General features: G+C 61.6%; 15 protein-coding genes and 1 pseudogene. 5 read left to right on the top strand and 11 right to left on the bottom strand.

What is annotated here, in order from left to right:
* Positions 1–74: 74 nt before the first annotated feature.
* The 11 genes and pseudogenes from AC3WN7_RS07000 to AC3WN7_RS06950 all read right to left on the bottom strand — a co-directional run bounded on the left by AC3WN7_RS07000 (position 75) and on the right by AC3WN7_RS06950 (position 11,476).
* Positions 75–1,655: an arylsulfatase gene (locus tag AC3WN7_RS07000; RefSeq protein ID WP_102673579.1), complete on the bottom strand. Its 1,581-nt coding sequence runs from the start codon at positions 1,653–1,655 to the stop codon at positions 75–77.
* 69 nt (positions 1,656–1,724) lie between these two features.
* Positions 1,725–2,753: an HAD family hydrolase gene (locus AC3WN7_RS06995; RefSeq protein WP_102673578.1), complete on the bottom strand. Its 1,029-nt coding sequence runs from the start codon at positions 2,751–2,753 to the stop codon at positions 1,725–1,727.
* Positions 2,750–4,177 carry a BatD family protein gene (locus AC3WN7_RS06990; RefSeq protein ID WP_207258450.1) on the bottom strand — a complete coding sequence of 476 codons (1,428 nt, stop codon included), beginning with the start codon at positions 4,175–4,177 and terminating at the stop codon, positions 2,750–2,752. Before AC3WN7_RS06990 ends, AC3WN7_RS06995 begins: the two co-directional genes overlap by 4 nt.
* A complete protein-coding gene (locus AC3WN7_RS06985; RefSeq protein ID WP_102673576.1) occupies positions 4,174–5,754 on the bottom strand; it encodes a VWA domain-containing protein in 1,581 nt (526 codons plus the stop codon). Before AC3WN7_RS06985 ends, AC3WN7_RS06990 begins: the two co-directional genes overlap by 4 nt.
* Position 5,755: 1 nt before the next feature.
* Positions 5,756–6,748, bottom strand: a complete 993-nt coding sequence (locus tag AC3WN7_RS06980) for a vWA domain-containing protein (RefSeq protein ID WP_095967043.1) — start codon at positions 6,746–6,748, stop codon at positions 5,756–5,758.
* Positions 6,735–7,328, bottom strand: a complete 594-nt coding sequence (locus tag AC3WN7_RS06975; RefSeq protein WP_095967044.1) for a DUF4381 domain-containing protein — start codon at positions 7,326–7,328, stop codon at positions 6,735–6,737. Before AC3WN7_RS06975 ends, AC3WN7_RS06980 begins: the two co-directional genes overlap by 14 nt.
* On the bottom strand, positions 7,325–8,269 hold the full coding sequence (locus AC3WN7_RS06970) for a DUF58 domain-containing protein (RefSeq protein ID WP_409077335.1): 945 nt from the start codon (positions 8,267–8,269) through the stop codon (positions 7,325–7,327). Before AC3WN7_RS06970 ends, AC3WN7_RS06975 begins: the two co-directional genes overlap by 4 nt.
* A complete protein-coding gene (locus AC3WN7_RS06965; protein WP_102673574.1) occupies positions 8,269–9,249 on the bottom strand; it encodes an AAA family ATPase in 981 nt (326 codons plus the stop codon). The genes AC3WN7_RS06970 and AC3WN7_RS06965 overlap by 1 nt, the downstream gene beginning before the upstream one ends.
* A 54-nt stretch (positions 9,250–9,303) precedes the next feature.
* A complete protein-coding gene (locus tag AC3WN7_RS06960; protein ID WP_102673573.1) occupies positions 9,304–10,251 on the bottom strand; it encodes a SphA family protein in 948 nt (315 codons plus the stop codon).
* Positions 10,252–10,263: 12 nt separating this feature from the next.
* Positions 10,264–10,545, bottom strand: a pseudogene (locus tag AC3WN7_RS06955) (DUF1214 domain-containing protein); the annotation flags it as partial.
* 505 nt (positions 10,546–11,050) lie between these two features.
* Complete coding sequence (locus AC3WN7_RS06950; protein WP_102673572.1) at positions 11,051–11,476, bottom strand: YciI family protein; 426 nt, start codon at positions 11,474–11,476, stop codon at positions 11,051–11,053.
* Between the two features lie 344 nt (positions 11,477–11,820).
* On the opposite strand from AC3WN7_RS06950, the gene tpx reads away from it, so the two are divergent.
* The 5 genes from tpx to AC3WN7_RS06925 all read left to right on the top strand — a co-directional run bounded on the left by tpx (position 11,821) and on the right by AC3WN7_RS06925 (position 21,724).
* Positions 11,821–12,321, top strand: coding sequence for a thiol peroxidase (gene tpx, locus AC3WN7_RS06945; protein WP_095967050.1), 501 nt, complete (start codon positions 11,821–11,823; stop codon positions 12,319–12,321).
* A gap of 308 nt (positions 12,322–12,629) precedes the next feature.
* On the top strand, positions 12,630–13,946 hold the full coding sequence (locus AC3WN7_RS06940) for an MdtA/MuxA family multidrug efflux RND transporter periplasmic adaptor subunit (RefSeq protein ID WP_095967051.1): 1,317 nt from the start codon (positions 12,630–12,632) through the stop codon (positions 13,944–13,946).
* Positions 13,943–17,038, top strand: a complete 3,096-nt coding sequence (locus AC3WN7_RS06935; RefSeq protein WP_095967052.1) for an MdtB/MuxB family multidrug efflux RND transporter permease subunit — start codon at positions 13,943–13,945, stop codon at positions 17,036–17,038. Before AC3WN7_RS06940 ends, AC3WN7_RS06935 begins: the two co-directional genes overlap by 4 nt.
* Before the next feature lie 100 nt (positions 17,039–17,138).
* The gene (locus AC3WN7_RS06930) at positions 17,139–20,246 is read left to right on the top strand and encodes an efflux RND transporter permease subunit (RefSeq protein WP_102673571.1); all 3,108 of its coding nucleotides are present in this window, start codon (positions 17,139–17,141) and stop codon (positions 20,244–20,246) included.
* Positions 20,243–21,724: an efflux transporter outer membrane subunit gene (locus AC3WN7_RS06925; RefSeq protein ID WP_102673570.1), complete on the top strand. Its 1,482-nt coding sequence runs from the start codon at positions 20,243–20,245 to the stop codon at positions 21,722–21,724. The genes AC3WN7_RS06930 and AC3WN7_RS06925 overlap by 4 nt, the downstream gene beginning before the upstream one ends.
* The last annotated feature ends 145 nt before the right edge of the window (positions 21,725–21,869 follow it).

Raw genomic sequence — 21,869 nt, 5'->3', positions numbered from 1 at the left:
CCCCCTCGCCACAGAATAGTGTTTGCCACAAAAAAATCCGCTCGCCGGTGAGGGCGAGCGGCGGTCTGGCGGTCTTACTGTGCAGCTTTCATTTTTTCAGCGATCTTGGCATCTACCGCAGCGCGGATCTGGTCAATGCTGAAGCTCGCCGGTTTCTGGCTTGGCGGGTATTCGATGAACGTTTGCAGGAACCCGGCCGCTTTTTGTACGGCTTGCGCGGCGAGGTAGACGTTTTTGGTCTGCCAATCGTAATACTGGTCGGAAACCACGTCGGCCCGTTCATACGGGTCCATCCTCAGATTGAAGATTTTCGGTACGCGCAGGCACACGAACGGTTCGCTCCAGACTTTAAAACCACCGGGCTCGCGTTGTTCGCAGAACACCACTTTCCAGTTACCGAAGCGCATCGACACCAGCACGCCGTCGTCGTTGAAGTAGTAGAACTCCTTGCGCTCGCCTTTAGGTTGTTGGCCGGTCAGGTAGGGCAGCTGGTTGAAACCGTCCAGGTGCACTTTGAAGTTGTTGCCACCCGAGGTCGGTGCCCACCCCTTGAGCAGCTTTTCCTTCACGTCGGTTTCGCCCGCGGCTGCCAGCAAGGTCGGGAACCAGTCCATACCCGAGAACAGCTCGTTGGAGACTTCACCGGCCTTGATCTTGCCCGGCCAACGAACGATCGCCGGCACGCGGTAGGCGCCTTCCCAGTTGGAGTTCTTCTCGTTACGGAACGGCGTGGTCGCTGCGTCCGGCCAGGAGAACTGGTTCGGGCCGTTGTCGGTGGTGTAGACGACAATGGTGTTGTCGGTGATTTTCAGGTCGTCGAGGGTCTTCAGCAGTTTGCCGACGTCGCCGTCGTGTTCAAGCATGCCATCGGCGTAATCGTTGCCGGGCATGCCGCTCTGGCCCTTCATCGAATCGCGCACGTGGGTGAACAAATGCATGCGTGTGGTGTTCATCCAGACGAAGAACGGTTTGTCCGCCTTGGCCTGCTTCTCGATGAACGCCTGCGCCGCCGCCGTAGTTTCATCGTCGATGGTTTCCATGCGCTTGGTGGTCAGCGCACCGGTGTCTTCGATCTTGCCGTCGGCGAAGCTGTGGATCACACCGCGCGGGGTGTTGGCCTTGACGAACTCGGCATTGTCTTTTGGCCAGTATGGACGCTCAGGCTCTTCTTCGGCGTTGAGGTGGTACAGGTTGCCGAAGAACTCGTCGAAACCGTGGTTGGTCGGCAGGTATTCATCCTTGTCGCCCAGGTGGTTCTTACCGAACTGGCCGGTGGCGTAGCCCTGGGACTTGAGGGCCTGGGCGATGGTGATGTCACGCTTTTGCAGGCCAACCGGTGCGCCCGGGATGCCGACTTTCGACAGGCCGGTACGCAGCGGCGTCTGCCCGGTGATGAACGACGAACGCCCGGCGGTGCAGCTGTTCTCCGCGTAGTAGTCGGTGAACATCATGCCTTCTTTGGCAATTCGGTCGATGTTGGGCGTCTTGTAGCCGACCACGCCCATGGAATAGGCGCTGATGTTGGTCTGGCCGATATCGTCGCCGAAGATCACCAGAATGTTGGGTTTTTCAGCGGCTCCGGCCGTTGCCGAAATCGCCATCACCGAGGCTGCCACCAGGGCGAGTTTCGGTAGCCACTTACCTATGCGAGTCATCTGACTGGCTCCTTTTCACTGCGTCGCTGAATGCGACAAACGTTTATTGCGGTCCTGCGTTACGTCTTTTTATTGCACTTGCTCGGGTGTGGCGGCGTCGTACGGATAGATCCGGCGCCATTCGGACGCCATGTCGACGACTGTCCAGCCACGCTTGTTCGCTTCGTCCAGGGCCTTGTCCAGGCGACCGATCTGCGACTGTCGGTCGTAAGCCCATTCACGCTTGGCGTCGGTGTGGTGCACCAGCCCCATGAATCGTTTGCCGGGACCGGCGGCGGTCCACTGGAGCATTTGCAGGTCACCGTCGGAATTGCCGAACGCAAGGATCGGACGACGACCGATTACCGCGTCGATGCTTTCTGGCTTGCCTGGGCCATCGTCGTTGTGGGCCAGTTTCGGTGTGCGCAGGATCGACGCCTGGCCGTCCTTGTACTGGAACGCGGTGACGAAGGTGGTGCCGATGACTTGTTCCGGTGGAATGCCGTAGACCTTCTCGGCAAAGGCACGCATGAACCCCGTATCGCCACCTGAGACGATGTAGGTCTTGAAAGCGTTACTGCGCAGGTAGTCGAGCATCTCCAGCATCGGCTGGAAGATCATTTCGGTGTACGGCTTGCCGGTTTTCGGGTGTCTGGCCTGACTCAACCAGGTCTTGGCGTAGTCATCGAAGGCTTCGCTGGTCATGCCGGTGTGGGTCGCACCGAAGATCTTCATCATGCCTTCCAGGCCGCTGGCGGCCAGGGCCTTGTGGTCATTTTCCAGCACGGCCTGGAACGGCTGGGTGGTTTTCCATTCCGGGTGCTGCGCCGCGGTGCGTTTGACTTCTTCGAGGGCGAACAGCAATTCGAAGTACATCGGTTGCTCGCTCCACAAGGTGCCGTCGTTATCGAACACGGCAATGCGGTCTTCGGGTTTGACGAAGTCCTTGCTGCTTTGATCGGTCACCGCCTGCACGAACTCGATGATCTGCTTTTTCGACGGCCCGTCGTTCCACGAGGGCAGCGGTTCGGCTGCCTGGACCAGCAGCGGCAGGCTCAAGACCAGGGTCAGCAGGAAGCTGAATACGCGAGGATGGCGTAACGATATCGAATTCGTCATGGGAAACCCTTCTTATGAACGGGGTTGAGCGGATGAAGAGCAGAGTTGACTGATTCTCTGTTGCACTCGGCCTGACTATGCAGCGTAGACAAGGATTCCCTGATTTGGCGCAGGGCCTGCTCTTTGTCCGTTTCGCGGCAGTAACAGGCCCGCAGGAAGCTTTGCAGGCGCGGGCCGAGACCGGTCAGTTTCAGGCCCTGGCGGCTGCGTCGGGTCCACAGGTACAGGGCGCTCAATTGCGTCGGTTTGCTCTCCAGTTGTGCCGGAATCTGCTGCCACGCGTAGTCGGCGGACTCGAGCCAGGCGGCGTGTCGGGTGCGGCGGCGGGCTTGCCATTTGAGGTGAGCGCGGTGTACGAGCGGGCGACTGAACCAGCCCAGTGCCACCACCGCCAGCGCCAGTGCCAATAGTCCGAACCAGTGTCCGGGAAGGTGCAGGCGATTGTGCTGGCCGAGTTTTTTCAGGTCTTCGGTGATTGAAAACACCGGTTTGTAGGCGGTGTTGGCCGCGGCGTCGAAGGTCACGTCAGGCACCGTGGCCGTGCGGGTTTGCCGGCTGCTGGCATCCCACCATTTCAGTTCGATGGCTGGCAGGCTGTAGTGGCCTTCGGTGTCGATTCGATATGTCACGCTGTCGATGCGCTGGCCGCCATTGAAGTGGCCGCGACCGTCATCCAGGTTGCGGATTTGCGCTGCGTTCGGGTAACGGCTCAGGCCCTTGATGGCCTCCAGCGTCGGTGTCGGCAGTGACATGGCCAGGGCACCGTCGGCCTGTAGCGTCAGTTCCCGGGTGATGCTGTCGCCGACCTTCAAGGGTGTCGCTGAATTGATGGTCTTCTGGGTGAAGCGCAGTCCTTGAGCCACCAGCACCGCCTTCCCGGGCTGGAATCCCGGCGGCTGTGCGGCGTTGAAGTGCAATGGCTGACTTTGGGCGCTGAGTTCGTGGCTGGCCTGGCCCGGTGTGGCTTGTACCCTCAGCGCCGGAATGTCGAAGCCCTGGGCCAGGTTCGGCGTGATCAGGTAGCTGTAGCGCATGCCGCTGAAGGATTGGCCGTCGATCGTCTGGTTGATGTGCTCGGCATGGCCGTCCGGTGGCATCACCAGTGCGCCGGGTAACTTCAGGTCGGGCAGGGTGGGAGCGCTGGTGAACCAGGTGTCGGTGAAGACATCGAGTTGCAGTTCGACCAGGCTGCCGACCATGACGGGGTCGGCGGGTTGCAGGGTGGCGCTGACCCGCAGCTGGGGTTCGACGGCGAGGGTGCCAGTGCTGATCAGGCAAAGGAGCAAGGTGCCGAGTTTTGTGGTGAGCGATCTGGCCCTTTCGCGGGCAAGCCCGCTCCCACAGGGGATTTGTGGTGGGCGCGGATCAAATGTGGGAGCGGGCTTGCTCGCGAAGGCCGCGACTCGGTCTTGAAGGCAGCTCATGGCTTGGCCCCCGCCTGATCCTGCAAGCTGAACTTCTGCTTGAGAAACTTCGCCGGCGACGTGGTCAGGTTCTGCAGCCACTGCTCATCCGAGGCCGCTTGTTGGGTATCCATCTTTTTGCTTTGCCCTTTACCCGGCGCTTTATCCATCTTGATTTCGTCGGGTTTGACCTCTGGTGTGTTCTTCTCGGCGCTTTCGGTGTCTTTCTGCAAGGCGATGGCCAGGGCCAGGTTGGCTGTGGCTTCGGGGAACTGCGGTTGCAACTTCAGCGCCTGGTTATAGGCGGCGATGGCCTGATCGAACTTGAACCGGCGCACGTAGATATTGCCCAGGTAGAAATACGCCTGCGGTGTATCGAGCCGCGCGAAACTGGCCAGTGCCAGGTCGAAATCGGCCGCGTTGTAGGCGGCCACGCCTTTCCAGTACGGATCGACGAACAGCGCCGCCGCCTGAGGGTAGTGCTGGTGTTCGAAGGCCCAGCGGCCTTGCTGGTCGCGGGTGAAAAAGGCATCGGTCAGCGCATTGGCCTGTGTCGGCGCCGATTGCAGCCCCAGGCCCACTGCCAGCAGCAGTCCAGCCATCCAGTTCACGCTCCAGCCCCTGCGCACACTGAAGAAGGCTAACAGCAGCAGGGGCCAGCACAACCAGTAGCCGGCGTCTTTCCAGTGCAATTCACGCTGTTCGTCGCTGGCTGACTGGTAGTGCTGCTCGGCGTGCAGTTCGATCCAGTCCAGATCGTCATCGTTGAGGGTCAGGCTGCCCAGCGGGGCATCCAGCGTTGAGGCAAGCTGCTTGAGGGCGTCCTGGTCGAAACGGCCGAGTTGCGGGCGACCATTGCTGTCGATACGCGGCTGGCCGCTGGCATCGCGGATGATCCCGCCGTCGGTGCTGCCGGCTGCCAGAATCAGCACTTGCAACGCACTATCAGCCAGTCGTTTGTCCAGTCCGGTCAGTGCCTTGGTGTCGGCGCCATCGGTGATCAGCAGCAGGGTACCAGGTGTTTTTTCGGCGGCCAGCAGGCGCTTGGCCTGATCGATAACGGCACCGACATCTTTCCCCGGTTTGTCGATCAGATCGGTGCTCAGGGCCTGAATGAAGGTATCGAGCAGCGCCGGATCGTCGGTGGCGGGCAACACCAGATGCGCGCTGCCGGCATAGGCAATCAAGGCGTTGCGCGAACCGGCGCGGCGCTGGACCAGGTCGTGGAGTTTGTGCTTGACCGCTTCCAGGCGACTGGGTGGGGCATCGCTGGCGTCCATGGACGGCGACAGGTCGACGGCGATGATCAGCGGCGCGCGGTTTTCCAGAAAATCCGGGCGATCCTGTTCCCAGGTCGGTCCGGCGGCGGCGAGGGCGCCCAGTACCAACAGCGCACACAGCAGATGCACCGGGCGCAGGCGGTGCCGGTCTTGCGGGGTGATGAGCAGATGCGGCAGCAGGTGTGCCGCGATATTGCTGCGCCAGCGACGCTGCAAATCCTGGCTATGTCGCCACAGCACTGGCAGCAGTGCGCCGAACACGGCGAGCAACAGCCACACGGGGCGCAGGAAATGGAAGTCGCCGAGGTTGATGTCCATCTCAGGCCTCCTGCCGTTGACGGGCGAGCATCAGCCGTGGAAGCAGCAGGGCGCCCAGGTGATACATCGCCAGCAGCGCAAGGGCTGCGCCCAGCGGCCACCAGAACAGATCGAGTTTGGGTTGGTGGCTGAGGGTTTTCACCTGATGCGGGGTGAGCTTGTCGAGGGTGGTGTAGACCTGATCCAGGGCGTTGCGGTCTTCGGCGCGGAAGAAGCGTCCGCCGGTGGCCTGGGCAATGTCCTGCAAACCTTGCAGGTTGACCTTGGCTTCGCCTTCGGCGTTCGGGTCGCCGATGCCGATGGTGTGAATCACCACCCCTTTGGCGGCAGCCATGGCGGCTGCGTGATCCGGGGTGATGGCGCTGCTGGTGTCGTTGCCGTCGGTGAGCAGGATCAGCACTTTTTCCTGCTCGTGGGCCTGCTCCAGCAGTTTCAGGCTCAGGCCGATGGCGTCGCCGATGGCCGTGTTGGGGCCGGCCATGCCGATGCCGGTGTCGTCCAGCAGCAGTGACAGGCTGGTGTGATCGAGGGTCAAGGGTGCCTGCGGATAGGCGCCGGTGCCGAACACGATCAGTCCGATTCGATCATCCTTGCGCTTGTCGATGAACCCGTGCACCACCTCCTTGACCGCGGCCAGGCGATTGATTTTCTGGCCGTTGGCGTCGCTGAAGTCGGTGGTTTCCATCGACTGGGAAATGTCGATGGCCAGCATCAGGTCACGCACGGGCTGCTGGCGCTCGATGGGCTGTTCCACCCACACCGGCCGGCTCGCCGCCACCAGCAACAGTGTCCAGACCAGCAGGTTCAGCAGCAACTGCCAGCGGTTGCTGCGGGTACCGGCCTGGCTGGGTGCCTGGCCGACAGCACGGCTCATGGCGCCGAAAAACGGTACGCGCACGGCACTGCGCGCCTCGCGGTAATCGGGCAGGTAGCGATAACCCAGCCATGGCAATGGCAGCAGGATCAGCAACCAGGGGTAATCAAGCTGCCACATGATGACGCTCCACCCAGGTTGTGCAGGTGCTGAACAACAGTTGGCGTTGCTCGTTGGGCATGGCCCGCAAGGTTGCGTCAGGCGCGTAGGCCAGCAGCGACAGTTGTTGGCTGAAGTCGGCGGGCAAGGGTTGTGAAATGTGCCGCTGCAGGAATGCCTGCCAATCCTTGTTTCCTAACGCCGCAGGACCCTGTGGGAGCGGGCTTGCCCGCGATGAGGCCATGACATTCAAAATTGATGTCGACTGACAGGACGCCTTCGCGGGCAAGCCCGCTCCCACAGGGAATGCATTCCAGTTAGAGGACGGCATGGAGAGGGCCACGCGTTTGAGCAGCTCCGGAAGTTCGCGCAACGCATTCAGGTCATTGCTGCGCTGCTGCAACTCCGCCAGCCGTGCCAGTGCCTCGCGCCGATAGCGGTCGCGCCGCCATTGCCTGTAACGTCGGGCGCTGACCAGCAACAGGCTGAGCACCAACAATGTCAGCAACGCCCACCACCCCCACGTCTGCGGCGCATAGCTGACCGGTGCCGGCAGGGCCATTTCCTTGAGTTGGTCGATGCTCGGAACAGCGGGGTTCATCGGCGCCCCCGGACGAGCTTGCCCAGTTCGGCGCGCAGTTGTTCGTGGGCTTCGGTGGCGGTGCTGAACATCATCAACGGCACCTGGCTGCGGCGTAGCAAAGTGGCGACGTCCTTGAGCCGACCGCTGAGAAAATCCCCCAATGGCTGATGCACCTGTTGCCGATCCACCGCCAATTCCACCTGCAATTGCCCCTGGGTGATCAGTACGCGGCCGTTTTTCGGCAGGTTCAGCGCCAGCGGGTCATAGACCTGCATGGCGATCACATCGTTATGGGCCGCCAGTTGCCGCATGAGCTGCAAGGTGCGTTCGCCAGCCCCGGCAAAATCACTGACGATGCAGATCAGGTGATCGTGACCGGCCACGGCCAGGCAATGCTGCAAGACCTTGTCGAGTTGGTCTTCGCCCTCGGCATCCGGGTTGGCGGCATTGAGTGCCTGGTTCTGCTTGGCAATGCGGCTGCACAGCGCCTCGACGCGTTTACGGCTGCGCAGCGGGGCGATGCTGTCGATGCGTTGATCGTTGAATACCAGTCCACCGACGCGGTCGCCGGCGTTGAACACCATCCACGCCGCCAGGGCGCCGAGCTCGGCGGCGATGGCGGATTTGAAGCTGCGTTGCGAACCGAAGAACATCGACATGCGCTGGTCGACGAGGATCAGCACCGGGCGGTCGCGCTCTTCGGTGAATGTCCGTACCACCGGTTTGCCGGTGCGCAGGGAGGCGCGCCAGTCGAGATGACGCAAATCGTCCCCCGGCTGATAACGGCGCAGCTCATCGAAGTTCAGGCCGCGGCCACGCAAGCGCGAAGCGTGATTGCCCGCGAGGATGCTGCCTTGAGGTTGGCGAGCGACAAAACTCAGGTCACGGGCCTTGAACTCCAGGGCCATCAACTGCGCCAGAGAGACATACACCAGGCCGTCGACGCTGTTCATGGGCATCAGGCCGGGATCGCGACTTTATCGAGCAGACGGTCGAGCACCTGGTCGGCGCTCACGCCATCGGCCACCGCGTCGTAGCTCAGTTGCAGGCGATGGCGCAGCACCGGGTGCACCACGGCGCGCACGTTGTCCGGAGACACGAAATCCTGGCCCTGCAACCAGGCGTCGGCCCGGGCACAACGGTCCAGGCCGATACCGCCGCGAGGGCTGGCGCCGATGCTGATCCAGCGCCCGAGATCGGCGTCGTAATCGGCCGGATGGCGCGTGGCATTGATCAGGTCGATCAGGTAGCGGTCGATGGCCGGGGACACGTGCACCGCACTGACTTCCCGGCGCGCGGCAAAGATCACGTCCTGGGCCAGGGCAAAACCCTGCACCGCAGCCGTTTTGGCGCCGAGTGCCTGCTCTTCTTCGCGCAGCAGGCGCAGCACCTGGCTTTCGTTTTCCGCGCTCGGGTAATCGAGCAGCACTTTCATCAGGAAGCGGTCCATCTGCGCTTCCGGCAGCGGGTAGGTGCCTTCCTGTTCGATCGGGTTCTGGGTCGCCACTACGATGAACAGTTCCGGCAGGGCATGGCTGTTGCCGGCCACGGTGATCTGGCGCTCTTCCATGGCTTCGAGCAACGCCGCCTGGACCTTGGCCGGCGCACGGTTGATTTCGTCGGCCAGGATCAGGTTGCCGAACAGCGGGCCGGGCTGGAAGCGGATTTCGTTCTTGCCTTCGACCTGATGCAGCACCTCGGCGCCGGTGATGTCCGACGGCAGCAAATCCGGGGTGAACTGGATGCGGCTCATCTTCGCGTCCAGGTGTTTGGCCAGTGCTTTGACCGTGCGGGTCTTGGCCAGGCCGGGCAGGCTTTCGAGCAGCAGATGCCCGTTGGCCAGCAGGCCGACGAGGATTTGCCGGATCACCTGGTCCTGACCGAGCACCGCTTCGGCGATGCTGGCTTGCAGGGCGTTGAGGTCGTTGAGTGCGGTCATGAAAGGTTCCTGCAGAAGGTCGAACGGGTGCTGATGGCCATCCCTGGTTACCTCTTAAAAAAATGCCAGGGTCAGGTTGACGTTGATGCCATTGCCTTCGGGCCGGTTCTTGGTGTCGAATTCCGGCACCCAACGGGCACTGAGGTTGGCCTGGGCGTCGGCGAACTTGCCGCTCCAGCCTACCGTGGGGCCAGCGCCCACCGAGCGCCCGCGAAAACCGCTGGTTGCGCCGGATCCGGAGTCATCGGTGACCTGCTGGATGTAGCCGGCCACTAAACCGGCGTTCCAGCCGTTGCCGAAACCGTGGGTCCACAGGGCGTCGAGGGTGAAAATGTTGCCGTTGCGATAATCCGTGGCGTCGTTCTCGGTGTAGAACTCCAGGCCGCTCGACAACGTGAACTCGCCGCCCTTGCCATCCAGGTGAGTGAACGCCACTGTCGGCATGAAGGTGTAAGTGTTCTGCCCCGGGTTGGCCAGGCGATCGTCGTTGTAGGCACCGGTCGGCACGTAGATCGGCAGCGAGAACGCGATGTGGTTGAGCTCGTCGAAGTGATAGCCGGCGGCAATCGGCGTCACCAGCATGTCGGCGAATTGGGTGCCGCTGTCCTCGGTGCCCAGGGTCCTGCCGCGAGGGCCGCTGATACTGGCGGTAATGTCGGTGTACTGCACCGGTACACCAATGGCCGAGGCGTAGTTCCAGCGACCCTTGCCCGTGTCCCAGACGCGAGTGAAGTTGGCCATGGTGTAAGACACTTTCATGTCCAGCCCGGTACTCAGGGCGCCCACGATCGGCACCTGGGCATTGCCCTTGAGATCGCCGTCGTACCAGATGCTGGTCAGGGACATGACCCAACCCGGCTCCGGAGGCACGATTCCGGCATCGGAAAACACTTGTTGCCCGGTGATCGGGCGACCGACACCCCCTTCGGCCGCCAGGCCCCATGGGCTGATACTGACCATGCACAGCGCCAACAAGGGGCGCACTACGTAAGGCCTGATCATGAACGACTCCGCTTATTGTTGTTTGGTTGCTGGCGTCAGCAGCGGCAGTTTCCATTGGCCGTTGTTGACTTCCGGTTTGGGCAGGTACAGGCGCAGCACGCCGTAGAACGGACCATTCGGTGCCGGCAGCCAGTTGCTTTGCAATGCTTTGGCCGGTGCCTTGTGCTGCACGTAAAGTGTCAGGCCGCCATCGGCATCGAGCTTGAGGTCGGGCAACATCCGCGAATTGATCAAGTAGCGATTGAGCGGGTTGGCCACCAGCAATTTGTTTTTGCCGTCATACATGGTCAGGGATCAGGTCGAACGTCCAGGTGCCGGTCGAGCACAGCTACCAGCCTTTTTCCAGGTTATGGATGATGAACGGCTGGAAGGTGGCGGACTTGACTTGAGGGTGGTCCTATGCCGGTGCAGTAGCCGGTTGGCCGTCTCGGCGTGAACACGAAAAACAGGCGCCAGTGAAGTCACCCAGACGAAGGCGTACTTCCCCAATTGCTTTGACATCATTCCCCCCGCTTCCCTGGTGGCTGACTGATCGGGCGTGCGGCCCCTTAAGTTCAGCCGCAACTTCGTAATCCCTTTCCGATCAAGCCTGTAGGACTTATCGGATGAAGTTAGCAGTTAACCACGGGTTAGCCAGCCATATGGATTAATTCTTTCGTTTTGTGTGTGGATTCTCGTTATTTTCGTGTACTAAAAAGTTAATGCGGGTCAAAGGCTTGCCCAAGCAAGTTATGTGGCTATCTAGTTAATGTGGGAGCAAGCCCGCTCCCACTGCAAGCTGAGGAGAAGGTCGAATCAGTCAGTTCTTCTTCGCTTGCTCCCAAACCCGCTCTTCCTGCTCGCGCAGTTGCGCAGTGAACTCGGCGCCAAAGTCTTCGGCCTCAAACACCTGGCGAATCTCGATCTCGGCCTCGGTGCCCGGCATCGGGTTGGGGCAGCGCTTGACCCATTCGATGGCTTCTTCTCTGGACTTCACTTTCCACAACCAGAAACCGGCAATCAGTTCCTTGGTTTCGATGAAGGGGCCGTCGATCACCGTGCGTTTTTCACCTGAAAACTTTATGCGAGCGCCTTTGTTGCTCGGGTGCAGGCCTTCGCCCGCGAGCATGATGCCGGCCTTGACCAGCTCTTCGTTGTAGTTGCCCATGGCGGTCAGCAGTTCCTGGCTGGGCATGACGCCGGCTTCGGAATCCTGGCTGGCCTTGATGATGATCATGAATCGCATGGTGTCGTCTCCGTTGCAGTTGAGTGATTCGATTTATAGTCGAACGACGATGGAGCAATTCGACAGAGTGCTATCAAAGGTTTTAGTCGAAGACGTATCGCGTACCTTTCGTCATGAACATCGGGAAGCGGCGGGTGAGGGCGTACTCTGTACTTTTGCCGACTTGTTCGGCTAACAAGTGAACCCTGTGGGAGCGAGCCTGCTCCCACAGGGTTATGGGTTGTATCCAGTTTTGTACGCTGATACATGACAATTTATGTTTGGCCGTAGGTCGCAGGGCAATTTCGTGGTTAACTTCGGCCTCGTCAAAATTCTCCACCACAACGTTCAGAAGGACTCCGTTCATGGCTCAAGTCACTCTTAAAGGCAACCCGGTTCAAGTCAATGGCCAACTGCCACAAGCCGGTTCCAAGGCGCCAGCCTTTTCCCTGGTTGCCGGCAATCTGTCCGACGTCACCCTTAAAGACTTTGCCGGCAAGCGCAAGGTGCTGAACATCTTCCCAAGCGTTGACACCCCGACCTGCGCCACTTCCGTGCGCCAGTTCAACGCCAAGGCCGGTAGCGTCGACAACACTGTCGTGCTGTGCATCTCCGCTGACCTGCCGTTCGCCCAGGCCCGCTTCTGCGGTGCCGAAGGCCTGGAAAATGTACAGAACCTGTCGACACTGCGCGGCGCAGAGTTCATCCAGAACTACGGCGTTGCCATCGCCGACGGCCCGCTCAAGGGCCTGACCGCCCGTGCCGTGGTCGTGCTGGACGAAAACGACAATGTGCTGCACAGCGAACTGGTTGGTGAAATCGCTGATGAGCCGAACTACGATGCGGCACTTGCTGTTCTGAAATAAGTACGTCGTTACAATTGTTAACACCCCCGCTGTCAATAATGCTGTTGTAGGAGCGAGCTTGCTCGCGATGGACTCAAGAACGCTGCGTTTCGTCAGTAGACATGCGTTATCGTTAACGACCATCGCGAGCAAGCTCGCTCCTACACTGATCGGCATTACCCTCTGTCCAGGCCGTTTTCATTTGTGTTTCAGTGTCTTGGATAAAACTCCTGTTACGTAAGCCGAAAGTAAATTGCCGGTAAAGGCGCTTTGCTTAAACCCCGCCAGTGCTTATCGTTCAGCCTCATGTAAAAAAGCCCACGCGCCCAATGGTTGATCACTCAATGCAATCCTCCGCTTCCCGTAGTCCTCGTCGCTGGCTGTTCGGCCTGCTTGTCCTGTTGGTCATCGCCGCCCTGTGCTGGAAATTCTGGCCGGGCAGCGCTGCACCCAAAGAGGCGGCGGGGCAGAAAGCCGTTGCCGGGCATACCGGGCGATCGGGGGGCATGCGCCCGGGGTTCGGCGGTGCGTCAGGGCCAGTACCGGTACGCGTGGCTGCGGCCGTCACCGGTGACTTCCCGCTGTATTTCAAGGCGCTGGGCACAGTCACGGCGCTGAACACCATCAACGTCCGTAGCCGCGTCGGCGGTGAGCTGGTCAAGATCTCTTTCGAAGAAGGGCAGATGGTCAAGGCCGGCGACCTGCTGGCCGAAATCGACCCGCGCCCATACCAGAACGCCTTGCTGCAGGCCGAAGGCACCTTGCTGCAGAATCAGGCGCAATTGAAAAACGCCCAGGTCGATGTCGAGCGCTATCGCGGCCTGTACCGTGAAGACAGTATTGCCAAGCAGACCCTGGACACCGCCGAAGCGCTGGTCGGCCAGTTCCAGGGCACGGTCAAGACCAATCAGGCAGCGGTCAACGATGCCAGACTCAACCTTGAATTCACCCGGATCCGCGCACCCATCACCGGTCGCGTGGGCCTGCGTCAACTGGACGTCGGCAACCTGGTGGCGGCCAACGACACCACCGCCTTGGCGATCATCACCCAGACCCAACCGATCAGCGTGGCCTTCACCCTCCCGGAAAACAGCCTCGACACCGTGCTTGCCCGTTATCGCAGCGGTGCCAGATTGCCAGCTGAAGCCTGGGATCGCGGCGATACCAAATTGCAGGCCACTGGCGTGCTGCAGAGCCTGGACAACCAGATCGACGTCACCACCGGCACCCTGAAATTCAAGGCCCGTTACGAGAACCGCGATCAGTCGCTGTTCCCCAACCAGTTCGTCAATGTGCGCCTGCTGGCCGACACCCTCAAAAACGTGGTGCTCGCACCGTCCGCCGCGATCCAGTTCGGCACCAACGGCACGTTCGCCTATGTTCTGGACGGTGACAAGAAGGTCAAGATCCGTCAGTTGAAAGTCGGTGCCAGTGACGGTCTGAACACCGTGGTCACCGAAGGCCTGTCCGCGGGCGACCGGGTCGTACTGGAAGGCACTGACCGCCTCAAAGACGGCAGCGACGTGGAGGTGGTCAACGACAGCCAGGACGTGCCGACCACGCCAACCGAACACCTGCAGGGCAAGTCGGCGGTCAACGCGGCTGAGCCCGCGACCACCGACAAGGCGAAAAAGGGCGGCGCATGAATCTCTCGCGGCTGTTCATCCTTCGCCCGGTAGCCACCACGCTGAGCATGCTGGCGATTATCCTGGCCGGCGTCATTGCCTATCGGTTGCTGCCGGTGTCGGCGCTGCCCCAGGTCGATTACCCGACCATTCGCGTCATGACCCTGTACCCTGGCGCCAGCCCGGATGTCATGACCAGCGCGGTGACTGCGCCGCTTGAGCGGCAGTTCGGGCAAATGCCCGGCCTGACGCAAATGGCCTCCACCAGTTCCGGCGGTGCGTCGGTGCTGACCCTGCGGTTCAGCCTCGACATCAACATGGACGTGGCCGAGCAACAGGTGCAGGCGGCGATCAACGCGGCCACCAACCTGCTGCCCAAGGACCTGCCGGCACCGCCGGTGTACAACAAGGTCAACCCGGCCGATACGCCGGTGCTGACCCTGGCCATCACCTCCAAGACCATGCTGCTGCCCAAGCTCAACGATCTGGTCGATACGCGCATGGCGCAGAAAATCGCCCAAATCAGCGGCGTCGGCATGGTCAGCATTGCCGGTGGTCAACGCCAGGCCGTGCGGATCAAGGTCAACCCGGAGGCCCTGGCGGCCAACGGCTTGAACCTGTCGGACGTACGCACCCTGATCGGCGCCTCCAACGTCAACCAGCCCAAGGGTAACTTCGACGGCCCGACCCGGGTTTCGATGCTCGATGCCAACGATCAACTGACGTCGCCCAAGGACTACGCCAACCTGATCCTGGCCTATGCCAACGGCGCGCCGTTGCGGCTCAAGGACGTCGCTGAAATCGTCGACGGCGCCGAGAACGAACGCCTCGCGGCATGGGCCAACGAGAACCAGGCCGTACTGCTCAACATCCAGCGTCAGCCCGGTGCCAACGTGATCGAGGTGGTGGACCGGATCAAGGCGCTGCTGCCGAGCATCACCGACAACCTGCCGGCCGGCCTCGACGTGGTGGTGCTGACCGACCGCACCCAGACCATCCGCGCCTCGGTCAAGGACGTGCAGCACGAATTGCTGATCGCCATCGCCCTGGTGGTCATGGTCACCTTTCTGTTCCTGCGTCGCGCCAGCGCCACGATCATTCCGTCGGTGGCCGTGCCACTGTCGCTGATCGGGACCTTCGGCGTGATGTACCTGGCCGGGTTCTCGGTCAACAACCTGACCCTGATGGCCCTGACCATCGCCACCGGTTTCGTGGTGGACGATGCGATCGTCATGCTGGAAAACATTGCGCGCTTCATCGAGGAGGGCGACAGCCCGCTGAACGCGGCGCTCAAGGGCGCCAAGCAGATCGGTTTTACCCTGATTTCCCTGACGTTGTCGCTGATCGCCGTGCTGATCCCGCTGCTGTTCATGGCGGACGTGGTCGGGCGGCTGTTCCGCGAGTTCGCCATAACACTCGCGGTGGCGATCCTGATCTCCCTGGTGGTTTCCCTGACGCTGACGCCGATGATGTGCGCGCGGCTGCTCAAGCGCGAACCCAAGGAAACCGAGCAGGGGCGTTTCTATCGCGCCAGCGGTGCGTTCATCGACTGGATGATCGCCGCTTACGGACGCCAGTTGCAGTGGGTGCTCAAGCACCAGCCCCTGACCTTGATGGTGGCCATCGGCACTCTGGCGCTGACGGTATTCCTGTACATGGTGGTGCCCAAAGGCTTCTTCCCGGTGCAGGACACCGGGGTTATCCAGGGTATTTCCGAAGCGCCGCAATCGATTTCCTTCGCCGCCATGAGCGAGCGTCAGCAGGAGCTGGCCAAGGTGATTCTGGCCGACCCGGCGGTTGAGAGCCTGTCCTCCTATATTGGCGTGGACGGCGACAACTCGACCCTCAACAGCGGTCGTTTGCTGATCAACCTCAAGTCGCACCGCGACCGTGACCTGAGTGCAACGCAAGTGATTGCCCGCCTGCAACCGGAGCTGGACAAGTTGGTCGGCATCCGCCTGTTCATGCAGCCGGTGCAGGACCTGACCATCGAGGACCGGGTCAGCCGCACGCAGTACCAGTTCAGCATGTCGTCGCCGGACTCGGAGCTGCTGAGCCTGTGGAGCGGGCGCCTGGTCGAGGCCTTGGCCGACCGCCCGGAATTGACCGACGTGGCCAGCGATCTGCAGGACAAGGGCCTGCAGGTTTATCTGGTGATCGACCGCGATGCGGCGTCGCGGGTCGGGGTGTCGGTGTCGAACATCACCGATGCGCTGTACGACGCCTTCGGCCAGCGGCAGATTTCCACGATCTACACCCAGGCGAGTCAATACCGCGTGGTCCTGCAATCGCAGTCCGGCGAGAAGATCGGCCCGGATGCGTTGAACCAGATTCACGTCAAGACCACTGATGGCGGGCAGGTGCGCCTGTCCAGCCTGGCGCATATCGAGGAGCGTCAGGCGCAACTGGCGATCACCCACATCGGCCAGTTCCCGGCGGTGATGATGTCCTTCAACCTCGCGCCTGGCGTGGCGCTGGGGCATGCGGTCGAGATCATCGAGCAGGTGCAGAAGGACATCGGCATGCCGATTGGCGTGCAGACCCAGTTCCAGGGCGCGGCGCAGGCTTTCCAGGCCTCGTTGTCGAGCACCTTGCTGCTGATCCTGGCGGCGGTGGTGACCATGTACATCGTGCTGGGCGTGCTCTACGAGAGCTACATCCACCCGATCACCATTCTCTCGACCTTGCCGTCGGCGGCGGTGGGCGCCTTGCTGGCGTTGATCCTCAGTGGCAACGACCTGGGCATGATCGCGATCATTGGCATCATCCTGCTGATCGGCATCGTCAAGAAGAACGCGATCATGATGATCGACTTCGCCCTCGACGCCGAGCGCAACCAGGGCATGGACCCGCAAACGGCGATCTATCAGGCCGCCTTGCTGCGTTTCCGGCCGATCCTGATGACCACCCTGGCGGCGCTCTTCGGTGCCGTGCCGCTGATGCTGGCCACCGGTTCCGGCGCGGAACTGCGCCAGCCGCTGGGCCTGGTGATGGTCGGCGGCCTGTTGCTGAGCCAGGTGTTGACCCTGTTCACTACGCCTGTGATCTACCTGTATTTCGATCGGTTGGGACGCCGCTTTGGTAAGTCTGACTCGAAAGAGGTGGTGGTATGACGGCGAGCTACAAGCTGCAAGCTTCAAGCCGCAAGTTAAAGCCTGCGCGATCCCTGCTTTTTTCTTGCAGCTTGCAGCTTGCAGCTAGTGGTTGCCACCTATGAATCTCTCGGGTCCATTCATCAAACGCCCCGTGGCAACCATGCTGCTTTCATTGGCCATCATGCTGCTGGGCGGCGTGAGCTTCGGTTTACTGCCCGTGTCGCCGCTGCCGCAAATGGACTTTCCGGTGATCGTGGTCCAGGCCAGCCTGCCCGGGGCCAGTCCCGAGGTGATGGCGTCGACGGTGGCCACGCCGCTGGAACGCTCCTTCGGCGCCATCGCCGGGGTCAATACCATGAGCAGCCGCTCCAGCCAGGGCTCGACCCGGGTGATCCTGCAATTCGACCTGGACCGCGACATCAACGGCGCGGCGCGGGAAGTGCAGGCGGCCATCAACGCCTCGCGCAACCTGCTGCCCAGCGGGATGCGCAGCATGCCGACCTACAAGAAGGTCAACCCGTCCCAGGCGCCGATCATGGTGCTGTCGCTGACCTCCGATGTGCTGGAAAAAGGCCAGCTCTATGACCTGGCCTCGACGATCCTGTCCCAGAGCCTGTCCCAGGTGCAGGGCGTCGGCGAGGTGCAGATCGGCGGCAGTTCGCTGCCGGCGGTGCGTATCGAACTCGAACCGCAGGCGCTGAACCAGTACGGCGTGGCCCTGGACGATGTGCGCAACACCATCGCCAATGCCAACGTACGCCGGCCCAAGGGTTCGGTGGAGGACGATCAACGTCTGTGGCAGGTCCAGGCCAACGACCAACTGGAAAAAGCCAAGGACTACGAGTCGCTGATCATCCACTACAACGGCGGCGCGGCCCTGCGCCTCAAGGACGTGGCCAAGGTCAGCGACGGCGTCGAAGACCGCTACAACAGCGGTTTCTTCAACGACGACGCGGCAGTGCTGCTGGTGATCAACCGGCAAGCCGGGGCCAACATCATCGAGACGGTCAACGAGATCAAGGCGCAGTTGCCGGCGTTGCAGGCGGTGTTGCCGGCCAGCGTCAAGCTGAACCTGGCCATGGATCGTTCACCGGTGATCAAAGCCACGTTGCACGAAGCGGAAATGACCTTGCTGATCGCCGTGGCGCTGGTGATCCTGGTGGTGTTCCTGTTCCTCGGGAACTTCCGTGCCTCGCTGATCCCGACCCTGGCGGTGCCGGTGTCGCTGGTCGGTACCTTTGCCGTGATGTACCTCTACGGCTTTTCGCTGAACAACCTGTCGCTGATGGCGCTGATCCTGGCCACCGGGCTGGTGGTGGACGATGCCATCGTGGTGCTGGAGAACATTTCCCGGCACATCGACGAAGGCGTGCGGCCGATGAAGGCGGCCTACCTCGGTGCCCAGGAAGTCGGCTTTACCTTGCTGTCGATGAACGTGTCGCTGGTGGCGGTGTTCCTGTCGATCCTGTTCATGGGCGGGATCATTGAAAGCCTGTTCCGCGAATTCTCCATCACCCTGGCGGCCGCCATCGTGGTGTCGCTGCTGGTGTCATTGACCCTGACCCCGATGCTCTGCGCCCGCTGGCTCAAGCCGCACACGCCGGGGCAGGAGAACCGCTTGCAACACTGGAGCCGGCGGGCCAACGACTGGATGGTTGGCAAATACGCCACCAGCCTCGACTGGGTGCTGCGCCACAAACGCCTGACGTTGCTCAGTCTGTTCGTGACAATCGGCGTTAATATTGCGCTGTATATTGTTGTTCCTAAAACATTTTTACCTCAGCAGGATACCGGTCAGCTGATCGGTTTCGTGCGCGGTGACGACGGCCTGTCGTTCAGTGTGATGCAGCCGAAGATGGAGATTTTCCGTCGGGCGGTCTTGAAGGATGAGGCGGTAGAAAGCGTCGCCGGCTTCATCGGCGGCAACAACGGCACCAACAACGCCTTCATGCTGGTGCGGCTGAAGCCGATCAAGGAACGCAACATTTCAGCGCAGAAAGTCATCGAACGCCTGCGCAAGGAAATGCCCAAGGTGCCCGGCGCACAGCTGATGCTCATGGCGGACCAGGACCTGCAGTTCGGTGGTGGCCGTGAGCAGACCACCTCGCAATACTCCTACATCCTGCAAAGCGGGGATCTCGGGGCATTGCGCGAGTGGTATCCGAAAGTCGTCACTGCGCTCAGGGCCCTGCCGGAACTGACGGCCATCGATGCGCGGGAAGGCCGGGGCGCCCGGCAGGTGACCCTGATCGTCGACCGCGACCAGGCCAAGCGCCTGGGTGTCGACATGGACATGGTCACGGCGGTGCTGAACAACGCCTACAGCCAGCGGCAGATTTCGACCATCTACGACAGCCTCAACCAGTATCAGGTGGTGATGGAGGTCAACCCGAAATACGCCCAGGACCCGGTCACCCTCAAGCAGGTCCAGGTGATCACCGCCGATGGCGCGCGGATCCCGCTGTCGACCATCGCCCATTACGAAAACAGCCTGGAAAATGACCGGGTCAGCCACGAAGGCCAGTTCGCCTCGGAAAGCATTGCCTTCGACATGGCCGAAGGCGTGACCGTGGAGCAGGGTGGTGCCGCCATCGAGCGGGCGATTGCCAAGGTCGGGCTGCCGGAAGAGGTGATCGCGAAAATGGCCGGCACAGCCGACGCTTTCGCGGCGACCCAAAAGAGTCAGCCGTGGATGATTCTGGGGGCGTTGGTGGCGGTGTATCTGGTCTTGGGTGTGCTGTACGAAAGCTACATTCATCCGCTGACCATCCTCTCCACCCTGCCGTCCGCCGGGGTCGGCGCGTTGCTGTCGATCTATGCGCTGGGCGGCGAGTTCAGCCTGATTTCGTTGCTGGGGCTGTTTCTGCTGATCGGCGTGGTCAAGAAAAACGCCATTCTGATGATCGACCTGGCGTTGCAGCTGGAGCGGCATCAGGGCATGGCGCCGCTGGAATCGATTCGCAGTGCCTGCCTGCAACGTCTGCGACCGATCCTGATGACCACCCTGGCGGCGATCCTCGGTGCCTTGCCATTGCTGCTGAGCCGCGCCGAAGGGGCGGAAATGCGCCAGCCGCTGGGCCTGACCATCATCGGCGGGCTGATCTTCAGCCAGGTGTTGACGCTTTACACCACACCAGTGGTTTACCTCTATCTCGACAAACTGCGCCATCGCTTCAACAAATGGCGTGGAGTGCGTACCGATGCTGCTCTGGAAACTCCGCTATGACTGAACGTTCGCTTTTCAACCTGGCTGCACCGCTGATCACGGCTCGAGGCTCGCGTCTGCTGAGCCTGTCACTGTGCGTGGCGATGCTCAGTGCCTGCGCCGTCGGCCCGGATTACCAGCGCCCGCAAACCGCGGAACCTGCGCAATACAAGGCAGCAGAAGGCTGGCGCCAGGCCAACCCGAGCGATGCCCTGGCGCGCGGGGCATGGTGGGAGCTTTATGGCGATCAACAGCTCAATGGCCTGATCGAGCAGCTCAACAGCGCCAACCAGACCGTCGCCCAGTCCGAAGCCCAGTACCGTCAGGCCCAGGCCTTGGTGCGCAGCGCACGCGGGGCGTTTTTCCCGACGGTCGACCTGAACGTCAGCAAGAACCGTTCGAGCCAGGGCACCGGCAGCAGCAACTCCAGCCTGAGCAGTTCCTCCAGCGGTATTCGCGACACGTATTCGGCCCAGGCGGGCGTCAGTTGGGAAGCGGATGTGTGGGGCAAGCTGCGCCGTGGCCTGGAAGCCGACACCGCGAATGCCCAGGCAAGCTTTGCCGATCTGGCGGCCATGCGCCTGAGTCAACAGTCGGAGCTGGTGCAGAATTACCTGCAATTGCGCGTGATCGATGGCCAGAAGCGCCTGCTCCAGGACACGGTCGAGGCTTATCAGCGCTCCCTGAAGATGACCGAGAACCAGTACCGCGCCGGCGTATCGGGCAAGGACGCCGTGGCCCAGGCCCAGACCCAGCTCAAGAGCACCGAAGCGGACATGATCGACCTGATCTGGCAACGCGCGCAGTTCGAGAACGCCATTGCCGTGCTGATCGGCCTGCCGCCGGCGCAGTTCAGCCTGGCGCAAAGCCAGGACATTCCGCAGTTGCCGCAAGTGCCGGTGGCCCTGCCTTCGCAGTTGCTGGAGCGTCGCCCGGACATCGCATCCGCCGAACGTTCGGTGATGGCTGCCAACGCCAACATCGGTGTGGCCAAGGCGGCCTATTACCCGGACCTGACCCTGAGCTTGAACGGTGGTTACAGCAGCAGTACCTCGAAAGACTTGTTCAGCCTGCCGAACCGCTTCTGGTCGGTCGGGCCGCAATTGGCCATGACCCTGTTCGACGGCGGCCAGCGCTCGGCGGAAGTCGACCGCAGTGAAGCGGCCTATGACGAAACAGTGGCCAAGTACCGCCAGACCGTGCTGGACGGATTCCGCGAAGTGGAAAACTTCCTGGTGCAACTCAAGGTGCTGCAGGACGAAGCCGTTGTGCGCCAACAGGCGCTGGACGCCGCCCGTGAATCGTTGCGTCTGACCCAGAACCAGTACAAGGCCGGCTTGATCGCCTACATCGATGTGGTGGTGACCCAGGCGGCGGCGCTGAGCAATGAGCGCAGCAACCTGGACCTGTTGCAAAGCCGCCTGATCGCCAGCGTGCAGTTGATTGCCGCGCTGGGCGGTGGCTGGGACGGACAGCTTGAGGTGAGCGAGAGCCGATAGCGCAATCCCTGTGGGAGCGAGCTTGCTCGCGATAGCGGTGGTTCAGGCAACATTCATGCTGAATGTGACGCAGTCATCGTCGGAACGCCGCCCGGAGCAAGCTCGCTCCCACAGGTTTTTTGCTCTCGACTCCTTCCTTGTGGCA

The organism is Pseudomonas sp. FW305-70 (assembly GCF_058783925.1).
This window is presented reverse-complemented; position numbering and strand designations above follow the sequence as displayed.